This window comes from Pseudomonas sp. SA195 (assembly GCF_054131565.1).
Window position 1 is genome coordinate 3,630,249 of record NZ_CP096392.1, and the last position, 17,600, is coordinate 3,647,848.

20 protein-coding genes are annotated in these 17,600 nt (G+C 63.9%); 10 read left to right on the forward strand and 10 right to left on the reverse strand.

Features of this window, described 5'->3' with window-relative positions; all coding sequences use genetic code 11:
• Nucleotides 1-148: 148 nt before the first annotated feature.
• Nucleotides 149-1,048 carry a MurR/RpiR family transcriptional regulator gene (locus M1D78_RS16890; protein ID WP_437421142.1) on the forward strand — a complete coding sequence of 300 codons (900 nt, stop codon included), beginning with the start codon at nucleotides 149-151 and terminating at the stop codon, nucleotides 1,046-1,048.
• Here the strand turns inward: M1D78_RS16890 and M1D78_RS16895 are convergent.
• Nucleotides 1,045-1,290, reverse strand: coding sequence for a hypothetical protein (locus M1D78_RS16895; protein ID WP_437421143.1), 246 nt, complete (start codon nucleotides 1,288-1,290; stop codon nucleotides 1,045-1,047). The two genes, M1D78_RS16890 and M1D78_RS16895, sit on opposite strands and share 4 nt — an antisense overlap.
• Nucleotides 1,291-1,616: 326 nt before the next feature.
• Between M1D78_RS16895 and M1D78_RS16900 the strand changes: the two genes are divergently transcribed.
• Nucleotides 1,617-1,895, forward strand: coding sequence for a hypothetical protein (locus tag M1D78_RS16900; RefSeq protein WP_437421144.1), 279 nt, complete (start codon nucleotides 1,617-1,619; stop codon nucleotides 1,893-1,895).
• Between the two features lie 31 nt (nucleotides 1,896-1,926).
• Here M1D78_RS16900 and mdtD read toward each other — a convergent pair whose 3' ends face one another.
• Nucleotides 1,927-3,339, reverse strand: a complete 1,413-nt coding sequence (gene mdtD / locus M1D78_RS16905; protein ID WP_437421145.1) for a multidrug transporter subunit MdtD — start codon at nucleotides 3,337-3,339, stop codon at nucleotides 1,927-1,929.
• A gap of 310 nt (nucleotides 3,340-3,649) precedes the next feature.
• Between mdtD and M1D78_RS16910 the strand changes: the two genes are divergently transcribed.
• From M1D78_RS16910 to M1D78_RS16925, 4 genes are read left to right on the forward strand one after another with little or no spacing between them, the layout of a single operon-like run.
• Nucleotides 3,650-4,183, forward strand: a complete 534-nt coding sequence (locus M1D78_RS16910) for an iron transporter (RefSeq protein WP_437421146.1) — start codon at nucleotides 3,650-3,652, stop codon at nucleotides 4,181-4,183.
• Nucleotides 4,184-4,196: 13 nt separating this feature from the next.
• Nucleotides 4,197-4,529 carry a cupredoxin domain-containing protein gene (locus tag M1D78_RS16915; RefSeq protein ID WP_437421147.1) on the forward strand — a complete coding sequence of 111 codons (333 nt, stop codon included), beginning with the start codon at nucleotides 4,197-4,199 and terminating at the stop codon, nucleotides 4,527-4,529.
• A gap of 21 nt (nucleotides 4,530-4,550) precedes the next feature.
• The gene (locus M1D78_RS16920) at nucleotides 4,551-5,408 is read left to right on the forward strand and encodes an FTR1 family iron permease (RefSeq protein ID WP_437421148.1); all 858 of its coding nucleotides are present in this window, start codon (nucleotides 4,551-4,553) and stop codon (nucleotides 5,406-5,408) included.
• Entirely contained in the window at nucleotides 5,405-6,781 is a 1,377-nt protein-coding gene (locus M1D78_RS16925; protein ID WP_437421149.1) for a 4Fe-4S binding protein, read from the forward strand. The genes M1D78_RS16920 and M1D78_RS16925 overlap by 4 nt, the downstream gene beginning before the upstream one ends.
• A gap of 894 nt (nucleotides 6,782-7,675) precedes the next feature.
• On the opposite strand, the gene M1D78_RS16930 is transcribed toward M1D78_RS16925, so the two are convergent.
• The 3 genes from M1D78_RS16930 to M1D78_RS16940 form a co-directional block, all read right to left on the reverse strand.
• A complete protein-coding gene (locus M1D78_RS16930) occupies nucleotides 7,676-8,371 on the reverse strand; it encodes an anaerobic ribonucleoside-triphosphate reductase activating protein (RefSeq protein ID WP_437421150.1) in 696 nt (231 codons plus the stop codon).
• A 1-nt stretch (nucleotide 8,372) separates the two neighbouring features.
• Nucleotides 8,373-8,537, reverse strand: a complete 165-nt coding sequence (gene nrdD, locus M1D78_RS16935) for an anaerobic ribonucleoside-triphosphate reductase (protein WP_437421151.1) — start codon at nucleotides 8,535-8,537, stop codon at nucleotides 8,373-8,375.
• Between the two features lie 218 nt (nucleotides 8,538-8,755).
• Nucleotides 8,756-10,762, reverse strand: a complete 2,007-nt coding sequence (locus M1D78_RS16940) for a ribonucleoside triphosphate reductase (protein WP_437421152.1) — start codon at nucleotides 10,760-10,762, stop codon at nucleotides 8,756-8,758.
• Nucleotides 10,763-10,998: 236 nt separating this feature from the next.
• On the opposite strand from M1D78_RS16940, the gene M1D78_RS16945 reads away from it, so the two are divergent.
• Nucleotides 10,999-11,676 carry a Crp/Fnr family transcriptional regulator gene (locus M1D78_RS16945; protein ID WP_243605935.1) on the forward strand — a complete coding sequence of 226 codons (678 nt, stop codon included), beginning with the start codon at nucleotides 10,999-11,001 and terminating at the stop codon, nucleotides 11,674-11,676.
• A 42-nt stretch (nucleotides 11,677-11,718) separates the two neighbouring features.
• Nucleotides 11,719-12,117 (forward strand): putative zinc-binding protein, encoded by a 399-nt coding sequence (locus tag M1D78_RS16950; RefSeq protein ID WP_243605934.1) that lies wholly within the window; start codon nucleotides 11,719-11,721, stop codon nucleotides 12,115-12,117.
• Here the strand turns inward: M1D78_RS16950 and ubiT are convergent, their stop codons facing one another.
• From ubiT to norR, 5 genes are all read right to left on the reverse strand, one after another.
• Complete coding sequence (gene ubiT, locus M1D78_RS16955) at nucleotides 12,118-12,612, reverse strand: ubiquinone anaerobic biosynthesis accessory factor UbiT (protein ID WP_437421153.1); 495 nt, start codon at nucleotides 12,610-12,612, stop codon at nucleotides 12,118-12,120.
• Nucleotides 12,606-13,496 (reverse strand): U32 family peptidase, encoded by an 891-nt coding sequence (locus M1D78_RS16960; protein ID WP_437421154.1) that lies wholly within the window; start codon nucleotides 13,494-13,496, stop codon nucleotides 12,606-12,608. The genes ubiT and M1D78_RS16960 overlap by 7 nt, the downstream gene beginning before the upstream one ends.
• A gap of 12 nt (nucleotides 13,497-13,508) precedes the next feature.
• Nucleotides 13,509-14,504, reverse strand: coding sequence for a ubiquinone anaerobic biosynthesis protein UbiU (gene ubiU / locus M1D78_RS16965; protein WP_437421155.1), 996 nt, complete (start codon nucleotides 14,502-14,504; stop codon nucleotides 13,509-13,511).
• A 185-nt stretch (nucleotides 14,505-14,689) separates the two neighbouring features.
• Complete coding sequence (locus M1D78_RS16970; RefSeq protein WP_437421156.1) at nucleotides 14,690-14,899, reverse strand: hypothetical protein; 210 nt, start codon at nucleotides 14,897-14,899, stop codon at nucleotides 14,690-14,692.
• Nucleotides 14,900-14,977: 78 nt separating this feature from the next.
• Entirely contained in the window at nucleotides 14,978-16,507 is a 1,530-nt protein-coding gene (norR, locus tag M1D78_RS16975) for a nitric oxide reductase transcriptional regulator NorR (RefSeq protein ID WP_437421157.1), read from the reverse strand.
• A 148-nt stretch (nucleotides 16,508-16,655) separates the two neighbouring features.
• Here norR and ytfE point away from each other — a divergent pair, with 148 nt between their 5' ends.
• Both ytfE and M1D78_RS16985 read left to right on the forward strand, forming a co-directional pair.
• Nucleotides 16,656-17,324, forward strand: coding sequence for an iron-sulfur cluster repair protein YtfE (gene ytfE, locus M1D78_RS16980; protein ID WP_437421158.1), 669 nt, complete (start codon nucleotides 16,656-16,658; stop codon nucleotides 17,322-17,324).
• A gap of 52 nt (nucleotides 17,325-17,376) precedes the next feature.
• A complete protein-coding gene (locus M1D78_RS16985; RefSeq protein WP_437421159.1) occupies nucleotides 17,377-17,514 on the forward strand; it encodes a hypothetical protein in 138 nt (45 codons plus the stop codon).
• Nucleotides 17,515-17,600 lie beyond the last annotated feature (86 nt).

Below are 17,600 nucleotides of genomic sequence, written 5' to 3' on the forward strand. Positions count from 1 at the left end.
TTATCAACTTTTTTTCTATATTTTTATTTTGTGGAATTTCAGTTCCATTTACTGAGATGCGGCTGCTATCGATACGACGCGCTGAGCGGCTTCCGCTTACGGCACCGGATCGCGTAGGCTGGTCGAAAAATGGAGGGATGACACCTGCATGTCCGAGATCGAATCGACCCCTGCCGAGGCCGGGCAGACGCCAGCCAGCGTTGATCAGTTGCTGCAACGCATCACTGCGGAATTCGAAAGCCTGCCGCGACAGCTCAAGCGGGTTGCGACCTACATGAGCGAGCAGACCGACCGGGTGATGGTCGACCGCATCAGCGACATTGCCAGCCAGTGCGAGGTGCACCCTTCGGCCATCGTGCGGTTTTGCCAGCGCTTCGGGTTTTCAGGATTCAGCGAGATGCAGGGGCTGTTCCGCGAGGCCTACACGCTGAAGGCGACCCCGGTGCAGAACTATCAGCAGCGCATCCGCAAGCTGATTGCAGACAAATCGCACAAGGCCTCTAGCGCGGACCTCGCGCGCGAGTGCGTCGATGCCACCCTGTCGGGGCTTGAACGCCTGGGCAACGAACTGGACGACGAGGCCTTCGACAAAGCCGTGGGCCTGCTGGTCAATGCGGACAACATCTATGTGGTAGGTGTGCGGCGCTCGTTCGCAGTGGCCGATTACCTCGTCTACAACCTGCAGCACACCAACAAGCGCATTCATCTGGTGTCGGGCCTTGGCGGCAGCTACCGCGAGCAGATGCGTAGCATCCGCGCCAATGACCTGATCATTGCGATCAGCTTCAGCCCCTACGGCAAGGAGAGCCAGCAGTGCGTGCGCATCGCGCAACACAACGGCGCCAAGTCGCTGATCATCACAGACAGCCCGCTTTCGCCTCTGGCCAAGCGCGCCAACGCGATGCTGCTGGTCAACGAAGGCAGCGCATTCGCCTTCCGCTCGCTGAGTGCGACGCTGTGCCTGTGCCAGGCGCTGTTCATCGCACTGGCCTATCGCCTTGAACTCTCGGTAGACGAGATTCAGGAACAGGCCGAACTGGAAAACTAGCGCCCTGCTTTGCGCTGCTCGGCCTGCCTGCGCTCAACCCGCAGCGCAGCGGCCAGCTCGGCGTTCTCGCGTTCCAGCCGCTGGATGACGTCACCCAGGCTCTGCAGCAAGGAGCGCAGCACCGTGAGTTCCACCTTGTGTTGCTGTGTATTGAGCCACTGCAACCACTGCAGGATTATCAGTACCAGTACCGCACACAACGAAACGCCCATCATCAGCCACGCCACGCCCAACCCACTCATATCGATTCCTTTCTGCACGCTGGCCAAATACCAGCCAGCGAAACGATATGTCGCTGTAAGTTACGGGTCGATAATGTTTACTTGAACAGGTAAACAAACGAAGCAGGTGAGTCAGCGGCGCAGAGAACACGCCCCGCACAATGGCGGACGCTCACCGATAGGGGTGAGATACGAGGCTGCGTTGACCTGTCATGAAAGCTTACATAGCGAGACGGCCAAAGCGGCTCAAGACAGCGCGACGTAGACAGCAGGTCGAACCAACCGTTCAGCGGATGACACGGAGCAGGCGATGAGTGGGCACCGTATCCGGGTCGCCGACTGTCAGAATGACATCACCGCTGCACGACCGCAGTGGCTGCCCTGAATCGAGCACGAGCCTGCCAACCATGTCTGCCGAAAAACTCTACACGATCGTCCTGGAACATAGCCTGGAGGTCCTCCTTGAGGCCGCCACCATGGCGCAGGTCGAGGCGTTCTGGGATGCGTATGACACGCGGTATTTCGGCCTCCGCATGGAGGAAGACACCGATTACCACGCGCGCGTCATCGTCACCGACGAAATGCCCGAAGAAGAGGAAGAAGAAGCCGAGATCTGCCTCGGCTGATCTCGCTTACGAGCAGGTCGGCCGCCGCCGTTCATTCTTCGTCCACCAGCCGGGCAGCCATGACCCGCTTGCTGTCCAGCTGGAAAAACAGCGTCGCGGCCAACATCGCCATTGCGCCGATGCACAGGAACGTCAGGTGAAACGCTTGCAGCACCTCCTCCCCTTCGGCGCCCGGCACTGTGAAGCCCCCAAGCAGCGCACCCGCTGATGCCACTCCCAGGCTCATCGACAACTGCACCACCACCGACAGCAAGCTGTTACCGCTACTGGCGTCTCTGTTGCTCAGGCCAACCAGGGTGACGGTATTCATCGCTGTGAACTGCATCGAATTGACCATGCCGATCAGGCCCAGATGCAGAAGCAGTAAAGCATTCGGCGTCTGCCCGTCTATGGTTGCCAGACTGGCGATCAGACTGCCCAGCAGTAGCGTGTTGACGACGAGGATGCGCCGGTAACCGAATCGGTCGATCAGTGGCTTGGCCAGCGGCTTGATCAACATCGCACCAGCAGCCAGCGGAATCATGCTCATGCCGGCCTCAGCCGGGGAGTATCCCAGCGCGACCTGCAGCAGCAGCGGCAGCAGGAATGGCAACGCACCGCTACCCAGGCGCGCGAACAGGTTGCCGAAGATGCCGACCGCGAAGCTGCGAGTATGAAACAGAGAGGGGCTGAACAACGGCGTCTCGACATGCCCAGCACGCAGCCAGTACGCCGCCAGGCAGGCGCTGCCGATCACCATCAGCAAGAGCACGCGAGCATGCGGCATCTGCATCTCGCCAAGCCCTTCAAGCGAAATGGTGATGAGCACCATCGCGCCGCCAAACAGTAGAAACCCCAGGGTATCGAAGCGGGTACGCGCCTCGCTTTTGAGATCCGGCATGAAGCGCAGTGCGGCAAGGCAGCCAACCAGGCCAACTGGCAGGTTGATCAGGAATATCCAATGCCATGAGGCAACCTCGACCAGCCAGCCGCCTAGCGTCGGGCCGAGCAGCGGGCCAACCATCCCCGGCAGCGCGATGAAGGTCATCACCCGCACGAACTCACTGCGCGGATAAGCCCGCAGAACCACCAGCCGCCCTACCGGCAGCATGAGTGCGCCGCCGACTGCCTGGACCACTCGCGATATCACGAGCTGGTTGAAAGTGGCGCTCAGGGCGCAGAAGAGCGAACCCAGGGTGAACAGCGCAATGGCGGCAAAGAAGATACGCCGGGTGCCGAAGCGGTCGGCGATCCACCCAGATGCCAGAATCAGCAGCGCCACGGTGAGCATGTATGCGATCACCACGCCTTGCATGCGCAGTGGGTCTTCGGCCAGGTCACGCGCCATGGCCGGAAGTGCAGTGTTGAGGATGGTGCCATCGAGGGTCTGCATGAAGAACGCGATCGCGACTAGCCAAGGCAGTACCCGGGCAGTTCGGGCGTCCAGCACGGCGGTGTGCGGCATGGATATCCCCAGCTGAAATGAAAGCCCTATGTTAGGCCGCTATCGATCACGACCGCAGCCTTAATCGCGATGCGCCATGCCCATCTACCGAAGGCGCGTCCCGCGAGGCTCCTTCCTGTGACAACACAACGCACCCTATGCGCACAAGCCGCGCCAATGCTGCATCCAACCGGTGCGTAGATATCGGCTAGCGGTCAGGCCTGGCTACACGTAACAAAGTATTTCGTTCAGAATTGACGCGAATCATTATCGTTAAACATCGCAGGTGCGAATCTTCTGACCACACCTTGTTTTCCGTTTCGGAGGCTTCATGCGTATCCCCGTCACACTCGCCGTCGCGTCATTGCTGCTCGCTCCCCTCGCCCAAGCCAAGGAATACCCCATCGGTGAACCGCAACAGTGCGGCGGCATGGAGGTCGGTGCCGTCTACCTGCAGCCGGTGGAAATGGAGCCAGCCGGCATGATGCTCGACGCCGCCAAGGCGGACGTTCACTTGGAAGCCGACATCGCCGCCACCGAGGGCAACCCTAACGGCTGGCAGGAAGGCAGCTTCGTTTCCTACCTGAACATCCACTACGCGCTAAGCAAGAAAGGCTCGGACGAGAAGATCGAGGGCGAGTTTCACCCGATGGTCGCCAACGACGGCCCGCACTACGGGGACAACGTCAAGCTGATGGGCCCGGGTAAGTATCAGCTGACCTTTACCGTCTCGCCACCGGGCGGTGATCACGCCATGTTCGGCCGCCACGTCGACAAGGAAACCGGCGTCGCGCCTTGGTTCAAGACCTGCGAGCTGAAATACGAGTTCACCTATGCCGGTATCGGCAAGAAAGGCGGTTATTGATCCGGAGGCCGGCATGCGACGCATCCTGTTCCCGGCCCTCGCCCTGCTCGCTGCCGGCTTTGCTGGCAGTGCGCAGGCGGGGCTGCCGACGTATGAACTGACCATCCGCGACGGCCATTTCGAACCCGCGACCATCGAGGTACCGGCTCGCCAACGCTTCAAGATCGTAGTGATCAACGCGGGCAGCGGCCCCACCGAATTCGAAAGCACGCCCCTACGGGTTGAAAAGGTGCTTTCGCCCGGCGTCACCTCGTTCGTCGTGATCCACCCGCTCAAACCCGGCCGCTACCCCTTCTTCGACGAGTTCCACATGGACCTCCCGGAAGGGGAAATCATCGCCAAGTAGTACCGTCACAGGAGACGCGACATGGGCCAATCAATGTTCATTGTCTGGCGCGAAAGCGTCGAGGCATTGCTCGTCATCGGCATCCTGCACGCCTGGCTCAGCCAGCAACCCGGTAACCGCCACGCGCTGCGCATGCTCTGGGGTGGCGTGGTGGCGGGGCTCGGCCTGGCTTCGCTGCTGGCCTGGGGCATCCTCAGCGCCGGCGACTGGCTGGCCGGCCCCGCGGGCGAATGGTTCCAGTGCGCAATGCTGGTAGTCGCCGCGTTGCTAATCCTGCAGATGGTGGGCTGGATGCATCACCACGGGCGCGACCTTAAGCGCAACCTGGTCGATAGCGCCGCCACGCACCTGAGCCAGGGTAGCGGCGTAGGCCTGCTGGTGCTGGCGATGCTTGCCGTGGCACGCGAAGGCAGCGAGACCGTCGTGTTTCTCTACGGCATCGGCCATCAGCAGGAGGGCACCAGCCTGGCCGGTTTCGTTACCGGCGGAGTGCTCGGCTTCGCTCTGGCCTTGATCAGCTACGCAGCCCTGCAGGCCGGCAGCCGACTGTTCTCCTGGAAACGTTTCTTCAAGGTCAGCGAAGCCCTGCTGCTGTTGCTCGGCGCCGCCCTGCTGATGGCCGGGCTCGACCGTTTCAGCGGTCAGTTGATGGGCATGAACGTGCCCGAAGTGCTCTATACCGTTTTCGGCGATCCGCTGTGGGATACCTCCGCGCTGCTCGATGATGGCAGCACCCTGGGCAGCACTGTCGCGGGATTGACCGGCTACCGCGCGATGCCGTCGACGGCCGCTGTCGTGCTGATGGGGCTGTACTGGCTCGCCGTCTGGCTCTGGCTGCGCCCCCGGTCGGAGGCCCGTCTGGAGGCTCGCACTGCATGATCAGCACCGCTCCCTGGCTGGCGCGCGCGGGCGATCTGTTACGCCAGCACGCAAAGACCATCCGCCTGATTCAATGGGCGGTCGTGGGTTTCTATCTGGTGTTGCTGCTGGTGCCGGCGTTCCTCTCGCTGCCGCCCTCCGAAGCGCGCATGCTCGACAACATCACGGTGTTCGCCCAGTTCCTGTTCTGGGGGCTCTGGTGGCCGTTCGTGTTGCTGTCGATGGTCTTGTTCGGGCGGCTCTGGTGCGGTGTGCTCTGCCCGGAAGGTTCGCTCAGTGAGTGGATCAGCTGGCGCGGGCTGAACAAGCGGACCCCGCAATGGATTCGCTGGAGCGGCTGGCCGACGGTCGCCTTCGTGCTGACAACCATCTATGGCCAGCTGATCAGCGTTTACGATTATGGCCGCGCCGCGGCGCTGATTCTCGGCGGCTCGACGGTGGCGGCGATGCTCGTCGGCTTTCTCTACGGTCGCGGCAAGCGGGTCTGGTGCCGGCATCTTTGCCCGGTCAGTGGCGTGTTCGGCCTGCTGGCGCGTCTGGCACCGATGCACTACAAGGTCGACGAGGAGCGCTGGCAAGCCAACCAGGCACCGAAGCTCGCCACACCCAACTGTGCTCCACTGATCGACATCCGCCGCATGCAGGGCAACAGCGAATGCCATGCCTGCGGACGCTGCAGCGGCCAGCGCGGCGCCGTCGCCCTCGCCGCTCGCTCGCCAAACGAGGAAATCCTTATCGTCGGCAACCAGGCGCAGCACGGTCACTGGGACAGCACGTTGCTGCTGTTCGGCATGATCGGGCTCGCCATGGGTGCGTTCCAGTGGACGGTCAGCCCGTGGTTCATCACGCTCAAGCAGACCGCCGCCGAGTGGCTGGTCGACCGTGACATCTTCTGGCCACTGGAGGCCAATGCGCCCTGGTGGCTGTTGACCCATTACCCGCAGAACAACGATGCCTTCACCTGGCTCGATGGCGCGGCGATTCTCACCTACATCGGCGCCAGCGCGTTGGTGATCGGCGGCGCGCTGTGGCTCCTGCTGCAAGGTGCCGTGCGGCTGATGAACCGGGGCGATAACGTGTTTCATCATCTGGCGTTGTCGTTCACGCCGCTGGGCGGGGCCGGGCTTTTCCTGGGCCTGTCGGCGACCACTATCAAGCTGCTGCGCTACGAAGGCTTCATCCTCGCCTGGGCGCAACCGACACGCGCCCTGCTGCTGGCCGGTGCGATTGGCTGGAGCCTGACGCTGGCATGGAAGGTGATCACACGTCATGGCGCTAACGGGCTGCGCCGCCTGATGGCGTTCGCCTGCGTCTGCCTGGCAACGGCGGTGGTCGGGTACGGTTGGTACCTGCAGTTCTGGGGCTGGAGCTGATTCGCTCTCACTCGATGGTGGACTGAAGCCCCTCTTGCCGCAGAACCCCAGCCCCAGCCCGCACCTGTAGGAGCAAGCTCTGCTTGCGACCGCAGCTACGCGGAGCCCCGGGTCGCGGCCAGAGGCCGCTCCTACAAGAGCAACGGCGTCCATTACTGCACCACGCTTTTCTGTAGGAGCAAGCTCTGCTTGCGACCGCAGCCACGCAAACCCCGGGTCGCGGCAGAGGCCACTCCTACAAGAGCAACGGCCTCCACCACTGCACCACGCTTTTCTGTAGGAGCAAGCTCTGCTTGCGACCCGCAGCCACGCAAATCCCGGGTCGCGGCCAGAGGCCGCTCCTACACGAGCAACGGCGTCGATTACTGCACCATGCTTTTCTGTAGGAGCAAGCTCTGCTGGCGACCGCAGCCACGCGGAGCCCCCGGGTCGCGGCCAGAGGCCACTCCTACAAGAGCAACGGCGTCCATTACTGCACCACGCTTTTCTGTAGGAGCAAGCTCTGCTTGCGACCGCAGCTAAGCAAATCCCGGATCGCGGCCAGAGGCCACTTCTACAAGAGCAGCGGCGTCGATTACCGCACCATGCTTTTCTGTAGGAGCAAGCTCTGCTTGCGACCGCAGCCACGCAAACCCGGGTCGCGCCCAAAGGCCGCTCCTACACGAGCAACGGCCTCCACCACTGCACCACGCTCTATGTAGGAGCAAGCTCTGCTTGCGACCCGCAGCCGCGCAGACCCCAGGTCGCGGCCAGAGGCCGCTCCTACACGAGCAACGGCCTCCACCACTGCACCACGCTCTATGTAGGAGCAAGCTCTGCTTGCGACCCGTAGCCACGCAGCGCCCGGCTCGTAGCCACAGTCAGCTTAAAAAACGACCTTTCGGAGCGCGGGCGTCAGCCCCGCAGTACGAACGACGGAAACAGCCGGCCCATGCGATCCCACAGCTTTTGCTGATCGTATGGCGCGCGGCTGTCGGCGAGCGTGTCGTCGAGCATTCGGGCGGTGCGAACGCATTGCACGGCGAAACGCTCCACGCCCAGCCGACGCAGGCGCTGGGCCATTTCCCATAATCGCTCAGCATCGAACAGCTGCCAGTGCACGGTGGTCCGGCATTCGTAGTCGACACCGCTTTTAACGAGCGCTTCGAGACTGTTCCAGTTCGCGACGCCACTGCCCTCGACGCCCGTGATAAGCCGACCATGCTCAGGCAAGGCTTTGACGTCGAAGCCTACCCAATCCACCAGCGGCAATACCTGGCGGAACAGCTTCGGTTTGATGCCGGCACTGTGCAGGCCAACCTTGAAGCCCTTGGCGCGTACCTCGGCGATGGCCTCCGGCAACGCCAGCTGCAAGGTCGGCTCGCCGCCGCTGAACACGACTGCTTCGAGCAAGCCGACACGCTGGTCGAGGAAGCTGAGGATGTTGCCCCAACTGCGCTCCTCGGCGCCGCACGTCGGGATCAGCTGCGGGTTGTGGCAATAGCGGCAGCGCCAGCCACAACCTTGGCAGAACAATACGCACGCCAGGTGATCGGGGAAGTCGAGCGTGGTCAGGGGCACCAGCCCCCCGACACGGAGCGCAGCGCCCATCTTATCGAGCCAGCCCCGCCGCCTGCTCGGTAAAGTGCCTCCGCTCGCGGTGCTCGGACTGTTTGCCCGGGTTGAATGCCGTAACGGGACGGTGATAGCCCATCACACGGGTCCAGACTTCGCAGCGCTGGCGTTGGGCTTCGGGTAGTTGAGTGGACTGGGTCATGTGTCGCTCCTTCAGTGGTGAAAACGATTTGTTGTAGGAGCGAGCTTGCTCGCGAATGCGGAGGCGACCCCTTTTGCGAACGAGGTCCCTCCACCGTTCAGGCCGATGCGCCAGTTGACGCATCAGCAACGGTGATCGCCAGCAAGCTGGCTCCTACAGGTTGGTCCGGTTGCACTTACGCCGGAATGCGCAACGACTGGGCCGCAGTCGCTGCGCGCTCAGGCGCAGCAGCCCTCTTGCTTGGCGATCAACGCCTCGTCGCACTTCGGGCAGAACTCGTGCTCGCCGGCGAGATAGCCATGCACCGGGCAGATCGAGAACGTCGGAGTGACCGTCAAGTAAGGCAGGCGGAACCGGCCAAGCGCCGTGCGGACCAGGTTCTTGCAGGCCTGCGCTGAGGAAATCTGCTCGGCCATATACAGGTGCAACACGGTGCCGCCGGTGTACTTGCATTGCAGTTCGTCCTGCAGCAGCAGGGCTTCGAACGGGTCATCCGTGAAACCCACCGGCAATTGCGACGAATTGGTGTAGTACGGCGCCGCCGCCGAACCGGCCTGGAGGATGTCCGGGAAGCGTTTGCGGTCTTCCTTGGCGAAGCGGTAAGTGGTGCCCTCGGCTGGCGTCGCCTCGAGGTTATAAAGATGGCCGGTCTCCTCCTGGAACTGGACTAGCCGCGCCCGCACGTGATCGAGCAGGTCGACCGCCAGGCGCCGCCCCGCCTCGGTATGCAGCCCAGCGGCATCCTCGGTGAAGTTGCGCACCATCTCGTGCAGGCCGTTCACACCGATGGTTGAGAAGTGATTGCGCAGCGTGCCCAGGTATCGCTTCGTATAGGGATACAGCCCGGCATCCATGTGGTGCTGAATGACTTTGCGCTTGACCTCAAGGCTCTGTCGCGCCAGCTCCAACAACGCATCGAGATGGTCGATCAGCCCGCCCCAATCGCCGGCGTGCAGGTAGCCCAGCCGCGCACAATTGACCGTCACCACACCCAGCGAGCCGGTTTGCTCGGCCGAACCGAACAGGCCGCCGCCGCGCTTGAGCAGCTCACGTACGTCGAGCTGCAGGCGGCAGCACATCGAGCGCACCTGGTTGGGCTTCATGTCCGAGTTGAGGAAGTTCTGGAAGTACGGCAGACCGTAGCGCGCGGTCATTTCGAACAGCCGCTCGGCGTTGTCGCTATCCCAGGGGAAGTCATGCGTGATGTTGTAGGTCGGAATTGGGAAGGTGAACACCCGCCCGAGCCCATCGCCGGCCATCATCACCTCGATGTAGGCGCGGTTGATCAACGCCATCTCGGCCTCGAGTTCACCGTAAGCGAAGGGCATCTCCTCGCCGCCGATGTAGGGAATCTGCTCGCGCAAGTCTTCGGGGCAGACCCAGTCGAAGGTCAGGTTGGTAAAGGGCGTCTGCGTGCCCCAGCGCGACGGCACGTTGAGGTTGTAGATGAACTCCTGGATTGCCTGGCGCACCTCGTCGTAGCCCAAACCGTCCTTACGCACGAACGGCGCAAGGTAGGTATCGAAACTGCTGAACGCCTGGGCGCCGGCCCACTCGTTCTGCAAGGTGCCGAGAAAATTGACCATCTGCCCCAGCGCGCTGGAAAGGTGCTTTGGCGGCCCCGCCTCGACCCGCCCGGGGATGCCGTTGAAGCCTTCGTTGAGCAACGAGCGTAGCGACCAGCCGGCGCAATAGCCGGCAAGCATGTCCAAGTCATGGATGTGCAGGTCGCCCTCGCGGTGCGCGGTGCCGATATCCGGGCTGTAGACCTCGTCCAGCCAGTAGTTGGCCGTCACCTTGCCGGCCACGTTGAGGATCAAGCCACCCAGCGAATAGCCCTGGTTGGCGTTGGCGCGCACGCGCCAGTCCTCGCGCGACAGGTATTCGTTCATCGAAGCGGCGACATCGACCAGCGACTTGCGATCGCGCCGCAACCGCCCGTGGCACTCGCGGTAGAGGATGTAGGCGCGTGCCGTGTCGTAGTGGCCCGCCTCCATGAGCACCCGTTCGACGGTGTCCTGCACGCGCTCCACTTCAACGATGCGCGATGGCAACCGCCGCAACACCTGGTCGACCAGCGCGCATGCAATCGCGGCATCGAACTCACCGGTCGCCAGGCCAGCGGCGGTGATAGCCCGCTCGATCTTGCCCGGTTCGAATGCCAGCAGCCGGCCGTCGCGCTTGCGTAACGATACCGGTCGTTGCCCCTCGGCGAGCCCGTCCATCACAACCTCCACCACAATATGTTGATACCAGATAAATAAAACACACAAGATGCGGTGCAATGTAGGAGATCGAGCGCTGCGATGAATTGACCATCGTCAAGTCGAGGAGGCTGTTTTCACGAACGTGAGGTCGCGCCGTCGCGGCCGGCGATCTTGTCCGCGATCAAGGAAACCGGCGCCTGGCGGCTCTTAGGATGCAGGCTCGAACCATCCCGGACGCGCGCAGCGGAGGAACCATGCTCACCGAACCTTCACTCGTTGCGGAGTTGCGCCGACACCACCTGTTCAGCCGCTTGCCGGAGGCCGCGCTGCAGGAAGTCTGCATGTCGGCCAACCTCAAGCGCGTGCCCGCTGGCGCCGCGCTGTTTCACCAGGGCGACCGCGCCGAGCGCTTCTATTTCCTGTTCAGCGGCCAGGTGAAGCTGCACCGCGTGGTGTGCGACGGGCAGGAGAAGCTCGTGGAAATCATCCGTCCGCGCGAATCCTTCGCCGAAGCGCTGCTGTTCACCGGCACGCCGCACTACCCGGTCAGCGCCACGGCGCTCAAAGCGAGCCTGGTGGCGAGCCTGCATGGGCCACACTACCGGCGCATGCTTGAGGAGCACCCGAGCATCTGCCTGGACATCCTCGCCACCCTGAGCATCCGCCTGCATCAACGCATGAACGAGATCGACACCCTGACGCTGGCCAACGCCAGCCATCGGGTGGTGCGCTTCCTCTACCAGTCGCAGGAAGACGACAGCGGCGTGGTGACCCTGGATGTACCAAAACGGCTGATCGCCTCCAAGCTTGGCATCCAGCCGGAGACCTTCTCGCGCATCCTGCACCGGCTGATCGAGTCGGGAATGATCAGCGTGCAGCGCCGGCGCATCGAGATTCTCGACAGTCAGGGCCTGGCCGCCTATCAGGAGTGATTTCGCCCACCCCTCTTCCCTCGCACCGACCGGAGAATGATGATGCCCAGTGCCACCCACCTCCCGCTGGTCTATTCCTGCTCCGGCTGCTCCAACGTGGCGCAGCTGGCCAACACGCTCGCGGTGCGCCTCGACCGCGCCGGGCTGGCGGAGATGTCGTGCATCGCCGGGGTTGGCGGGCGGGTCGGTTCACTGGTCAACAAGGCCAACTCCGGGCGCGCCATCCTCGCCATCGACGGTTGCCCGCTGCACTGCGCCCGCGCCTGCCTGGCACAACACGGCGTCACGGCGAACGTGCACATCACCTTGAGCCGCTACGGGCTGCGCAAGCGCTACCGAGAGGACTGCAGCCAGGCCGAAGCCGACGCGCTGTTCGAGGACATGCGCCGGATCATCGCCAGCGACCGCATGCAGGCGCGCCAGCCGTTGCGCCCGGTGTGATCAGCCGGGCGCCGGCTGTGCCCGCCCCGCCTCGGCGACACCCGCGCCGGCGCATTGCAGCAGCGCCCACAGCCAGGGCGGCAGCAGGTCGGGGTCGAGGCTGTCGATCAGGTTCTTGATCGCCAGGCCCAGCTCGGTGTCCCCTTCGATCACCAGGCGGCGGCGGAAGAACAGCGTATCCGGGTCTTCCTGGCGGCTGGCCAACAGCAGGAACTCGCGCCAGTTGCCGCGAATGGTCACCGCGACCGGCGTCTGCTCGGCGACCCGCAGACGCTGTCGCTCACAGGTCAGGCACCAGGCCAGCTTCAGGTCCGCCACTTCGAGGCGCAGCCAGTGGCCTTCGAGCGCCTCGAAGGCATCATCGGCCAGGGGCTCGGCGAACAGCTGGTTGAGGCTGCGTTCGAGTGCCAGGCGCTGCAGAGCGAAGGGTGTACGGGCGGCCAACGGCAATAGCCGCTCGCCCACTTTCAACAAATGCTCACGGGGGTTCAGCACAGGCCGGCCTCCTCCGCACGCAGCATGCCGGGTTGGCCATGCCAGTAGCCGTTGCAGCCTTCCACCGCGAGCGGTGGCAACGCGCCGTTGCGGACCGCGTCGAAAGCGGCGATCACTTCGGCCATGCCCGCCGCACGCGGGCTCAACCGCAGCAGCTCAGCGCCGCTGGCCTGCAGCGCGGGGTAGTCGGCGAGCAGGTTGCTGACCGATGCGGACAGGGTCTGGATGCCATTGATGGTGAATAGCGCCTCGCCTTCCTGACTGAGCAGTGGGATGCCCTCGGGGTAGTTCTGGCAGCAGAACTGGCAATCGTCCTTGGGGCGGTTCTCGGCGCGTGCGGTAAAGCAGCGCGCCGAATAGGCCAGCGGCAGATGGCCGTAAGCGAAGATTTCGATTTCCGGCACCGCAGCGTCGAGCCGCTCGAGCTGGTCGCGCGCGCTGCGGATCATCCCGCCGGACATTTCCACCGGCGGTACCCAGCGGCACATGCCGCTTTCGACCAGCTGCGCCAGGGCATGGCCGTTATAAAGGTTGAGCGCCGGGCCGCCCACGAAGGGCAAACGCTTCTGGGACAGGTAATGCACAGCGCCCATATCGTTGGCCTCGACCAGCAGCTCGCCGTTGTCGCACAAGCGTCGCAAGGCAGACAGCTCCGACGCCGCTTCGACCAGCGTCAACCCGGACAGCACAATCTGCGCCTTGCTGATGCCGGACAGGTCGCGGGCCAGGCCGATCCAGTCGTCGAGCCCCATGCTGCGGCGTTTAGAGCAGACGGTTTCACCCAGGTAGATGACATCCAGCGGCTGGCTGGCCATGTCGGCGTAGAAGTCTAAGGTCTTTTGCCGATCCCAGTAGAACAGTATCGGGCCGAGGCTGAGTTTCATGGTCGGGCTCCTCTATTGCCAGGCGCGGTGATAGGCACCCAGGGTGGTCTGCGAGCCCTCGGAAAGGCCGTCGAGTACGGCGCGCCACCCCGGCTGCACGGCGTAACGCTGTGGTGCCTGCAGGTAGGCATCCAGCGCTGCGCGCCAGACCCGAGTCACCTGTTCGACATAGGCGGGGCTGCGTTGCCGCCCTTCGATTTTCATCGCCGTCACGCCAATGGCGGCGAGTTCGGGGATCAGGTCCAGGGTGTTCAGGCTGGTCGGTTCTTCCAGGGCGTGAAAGCGCTCGCCATTAACGACGAACCGGCCTTTGCACAGCGTTGGGTAACCGGCTGACTCACCTTCGGCGTAGCGGTCGATCAGCACGTTGTTCAGCCGCGAAGTCAGGCCTTCAGGTTCTTCGCTCCAGCGCACCGCCTTGGCTGGCGAGCAGACGCCGCAAAGGTTTGGCGACTCGCCGGTGAGGTAGGAAGACAGGTGGCAACGCCCTTCTGCCATGATGCACAGGCTACCGAAGGCGAATACCTCGATCGGCACCGGGCTGCTCACTGCCACTTGCTTGACCTGTTTGAGCGAAAGCACGCGTGGCAGCACTGCGCGCTTGATGTTGTAGCGATCCTGATAGAAGGCCAGCGCCTCGGCATTGGTCGCCGAGCCCTGTACCGACAGGTGCAGATTGAGCTGCGGATGGCGCCGAGCGGCATAGCCCAGCACGCCGGGATCTGCCGCAATCAACGCATCGACACCCATGTCCGCGGCCTGGTCCACGGCCCGCTGCCAGCGCGACCAGCCATCGGGCTGCGCGTAGGTGTTGACGGCGATATAGAGCTGGCGACGCTTTTCGCGGATCAGCTGCAGGCCCTTGTCGAGCTGCTTTTCATCGAGGTTCAGCCCGGCGAAATGGCGGGCATTGGTGTCGTCGCGAAAACCGACATAGATGGCATCGGCGCCCTGCTGGACGGCGGCCTTGAGCGCGGGCAGGCTTCCTGCCGGACAGACCAGGTGCATGGCTACTCCTAGACATTCGATTCATGCCCACCGGGCGAGCCCGGCGGCCGCCCATGAGTAGGCGCAAAGCGGGCAGTCTAGGTAGCCACTTGCGGCTTGGCATTGATGAAGGTCAAGGCGCCCCGCAGGCTTGTAACCACAAAAGCCAAGGCGCACAGCACTTAAATGCGGGGCGATGCGGCCTGCTAGATGCCCTCGTCGCCCTCGAACTCCTCGGTCGCACGCGCCACCATCTGCCGCCACGCGCCAGATTCCTCTGCTAGCAGGCGCATGGCCTTGAGGCTCGCCTCGAAGGCCTGCCGGTAGTGTTGCGGATCGCTCTCGCTGGCGGCGCGGTCGGCGTGCGCCTGCGCCTCGTTCAAAAGTGCATGGAACTGGTCGTGGTCGAGAGCCATGGGCGTTTCCTCCGTTGCATTGATTTCAGAGTAGACCACCGCCCCTTGCGGTTGATTCGAGCCGGCGGGCGGCGCCCGTCACTTGAGCCGCAACCGCCGCGCCAGCTTGTGCAGGTTGCTTGGGTCGACATCCAGCAAGCGCGCCGCCTGCGCCCAATTCTCACCGCTCGCCTCCAGCGCATGGATGATCGCCTGTCGCTGGCAGGCATCGACCGTTTCGCGTAGGGAAAGGATCTCGCCCGGCTCCGGCGCAGCCGTTTCCTCGACCGCGGTGCCCGGCGCCAGGGAGGCTGAGGCGTCCAGGTCGAGCATGTCCGGTTCCAGGGTGAGGATGTCGCTGCGCGCCGCACCGCGGCTAAGCAGTCGCAGCGCGGCGCGGCTGATCACGTGCTCCAGCTCGCGGACGTTGCCCGGCCAGGCATAGCCCAGTAGAGCGCGCTCAGCCGCCGGCGACAGGCGCATGCTGCGCAGCCCCAGGCGTGCGCGGTTCAGCTCCAGGAAGTAACCGGCGAGGATCAACACGTCATTGCCGCGTTCACGCAGCGGCGGGATCGGCGCCGGGTACACGGACAGCCGGTGGTAAAGGTCCGCCCGAAAATGGCCGTCGCGTACGCTCTCGCGCAGGTTACGGTTGGTCGCCGCGATGATGCGGACATCGACCTGCCGTGGCTTGTCCGCGCCCAACCGCTGGATTTCGCCGTTCTGCAGCGTGCGCAGAAGCTTGGCCTGGACCACCAGCGGCAGCTCGCCGACCTCGTCGAGCAGCAGGGTGCCGCCATTGGCCGCATCGAACCGCCCCGGGCGATCGGTGGTCGCCCCGGAAAACGCGCCTTTGACGTGGCCGAACAGTTCGCTTTCGGCCAGCGACTCAGGCAACGCGGCGCAATTGACCAGCACCAGCGGCTTGTTGCGTCGCCGCGAATGGCGGTGCAACCAGCGCGCGAACAGTTCCTTGCCGACGCCAGTCTCGCCCAGCAGCAGCACGGGCAACTCGGAATCCGCCACCACTTGCAACTCGCGCAGCAGTTCGCGAATCACCGAGCTCTGGCCGAGGATTTCCCCGTCGCGCGGCATCTGGCTGGCTTCGAGCACGTCGCTGCGGGCCAGGCGCAGGCTGCGGTTTTCGTGCTCCAAACGCGTGATACGGATCGCCGCCTCGATCACCAACGTGTAGCGCTGCAGATCACGCCGGGCGTCGTCATCGAAAGTGCCGGCATGCAGCGCATCGAGCGTCAGCGCGCCCCATAGCTTGCCCTCCACGTAGAGGCTCACGCCCATGCAGTCATGCACCGGCAGGGGCTCGCCGACGCGCTCGTCGAGCAAGCCATCATAGGGGTCCGGCAGGCGGCTGTCCGGCTCGAACCAGGTCGGCTCGCGCTGCGAAAGGATCGCAGCCAGCCGCGGGTGCTGCGCCACCACGAAGCGCCGCCCCAGGGCTTCGCGCACCAGCCCCACCGCGGCCAGCGGGCGCAGGGTGTCTTCATCCAGACGCAGCAACACCACGGCACCGCAGCGAAAGCGCTGGTGCAGCGTATGCACGAGGCGCTGCAGACGCACCGCATTGGGCAGTTCGGTGATCAGGTCCGCCAGCAGGGCTTCTTCCATCATGGTCGTTCTTACCTTCGAGGTTTTTTAAACCCTAAACCGTTCGGGTCGTTTCAACCACAGCTAATTTTTAGCCCCTGAGAATCAACGAGTTAGGGATGGCACACCGCTTGCGATGGACCAGGCACATCACCCTATCAGGACGCTCATCATGACAAGTGCGTTGACCGAACAGACGCTGGGCAGCCTCGCCTGCCAGATTCCCGGGGCGACCCGGGTGTTCCGCCAGTACAAGCTCGACTTCTGCTGCGGCGGCAATACCCGCCTGCTCGACGCCGCCGCGCATCACGCGCTGGACGCTCAGCTGATCGCCAGTGAACTGGCCGCCCTGGGCAGCGAAACCGACGCCCAGGCCGACTGGCGAGAGGCACCGGCCGGCGAGCTGATCGACCATATCCTCGAACGCTACCACGAAGGCCACCGCGAGCAGTTCCCCGAGCTGATCCAGCTGGCAACCCGCGTGGAGCACGTCCACGGCAACAAGCCGGACTGCCCGCTCGGGCTCGCCGAGCACCTGTGGAGCATGCAGCAAGAGCTGGAGAGCCACATGCTCAAGGAGGAGCAGATCCTCTTCCCGATGATCCGCCGCGGCCTGCGCGTACCGCAGGAGCAAGGCCCTATCGCGGTGATGCGCTTGGAGCACGAGCAGCACGGCGCCGCGCTGGATCGCCTGGCCGCGCTGACCAACGACATCGTGCCGCCGGCCAACGCCTGCAACACCTGGCGGGCGCTCTACCGCGGCCTCGAAGCGCTGCGCGACGACCTGATGCAGCACATTCACCTTGAAAACAACATCCTGTTCGTCAAGGCTTCCCAGTAACCCGACGAGCATCGCGCGCCCGCCGGCGCGCCTGGCAACATGCGGAGGCGATATGAAAGCAGTTATCCAACCTTTGGCCTGGGGATTGGCGATGGCGACCATCCTGGCGCTGGCCAGCGGCGTCGCATTGGACATGGCGGTGCACGCGAACCCTACAGCGCCCCAGGAGGCGCCGCTCACGCCGCGCTAGCGTCCGCTACCCAGCCCACGACACCGGCCTGCGTCAATGAACCGGCCGGTGTGCTGGGCTAGGCTCTATCCCGACGATCGATGTCG

Bases quoted from the DNA above. Each gene is read 5' to 3' on its own strand.
- M1D78_RS16890 (WP_437421142.1), top strand. From the start codon at position 149: ATGTCCGAGATCGAATCGACCCCTGCCGAGGCCGGGCAGACGCCAGCC.
- M1D78_RS16895 (WP_437421143.1), bottom strand. From the start codon at position 1,290: ATGAGTGGGTTGGGCGTGGCGTGGCTGATGATGGGCGTTTCGTTGTGT.
- M1D78_RS16900 (WP_437421144.1), top strand. From the start codon at position 1,617: ATGACATCACCGCTGCACGACCGCAGTGGCTGCCCTGAATCGAGCACG.
- mdtD (WP_437421145.1), bottom strand. From the start codon at position 3,339: ATGCCGCACACCGCCGTGCTGGACGCCCGAACTGCCCGGGTACTGCCT.
- M1D78_RS16910 (WP_437421146.1), top strand. From the start codon at position 3,650: ATGCGTATCCCCGTCACACTCGCCGTCGCGTCATTGCTGCTCGCTCCC.
- M1D78_RS16915 (WP_437421147.1), top strand. From the start codon at position 4,197: ATGCGACGCATCCTGTTCCCGGCCCTCGCCCTGCTCGCTGCCGGCTTT.
- M1D78_RS16920 (WP_437421148.1), top strand. From the start codon at position 4,551: ATGGGCCAATCAATGTTCATTGTCTGGCGCGAAAGCGTCGAGGCATTG.
- M1D78_RS16925 (WP_437421149.1), top strand. From the start codon at position 5,405: ATGATCAGCACCGCTCCCTGGCTGGCGCGCGCGGGCGATCTGTTACGC.
- M1D78_RS16930 (WP_437421150.1), bottom strand. From the start codon at position 8,371: ATGGGCGCTGCGCTCCGTGTCGGGGGGCTGGTGCCCCTGACCACGCTC.
- nrdD (WP_437421151.1), bottom strand. From the start codon at position 8,537: ATGACCCAGTCCACTCAACTACCCGAAGCCCAACGCCAGCGCTGCGAA.
- M1D78_RS16940 (WP_437421152.1), bottom strand. From the start codon at position 10,762: ATGGACGGGCTCGCCGAGGGGCAACGACCGGTATCGTTACGCAAGCGC.
- M1D78_RS16945 (WP_243605935.1), top strand. From the start codon at position 10,999: ATGCTCACCGAACCTTCACTCGTTGCGGAGTTGCGCCGACACCACCTG.
- M1D78_RS16950 (WP_243605934.1), top strand. From the start codon at position 11,719: ATGCCCAGTGCCACCCACCTCCCGCTGGTCTATTCCTGCTCCGGCTGC.
- M1D78_RS16960 (WP_437421154.1), bottom strand. From the start codon at position 13,496: ATGAAACTCAGCCTCGGCCCGATACTGTTCTACTGGGATCGGCAAAAG.
- ubiU (WP_437421155.1), bottom strand. From the start codon at position 14,504: ATGCACCTGGTCTGTCCGGCAGGAAGCCTGCCCGCGCTCAAGGCCGCC.
- M1D78_RS16970 (WP_437421156.1), bottom strand. From the start codon at position 14,899: ATGGCTCTCGACCACGACCAGTTCCATGCACTTTTGAACGAGGCGCAG.
- norR (WP_437421157.1), bottom strand. From the start codon at position 16,507: ATGATGGAAGAAGCCCTGCTGGCGGACCTGATCACCGAACTGCCCAAT.
- ytfE (WP_437421158.1), top strand. From the start codon at position 16,656: ATGACAAGTGCGTTGACCGAACAGACGCTGGGCAGCCTCGCCTGCCAG.
- M1D78_RS16985 (WP_437421159.1), top strand. From the start codon at position 17,377: ATGAAAGCAGTTATCCAACCTTTGGCCTGGGGATTGGCGATGGCGACC.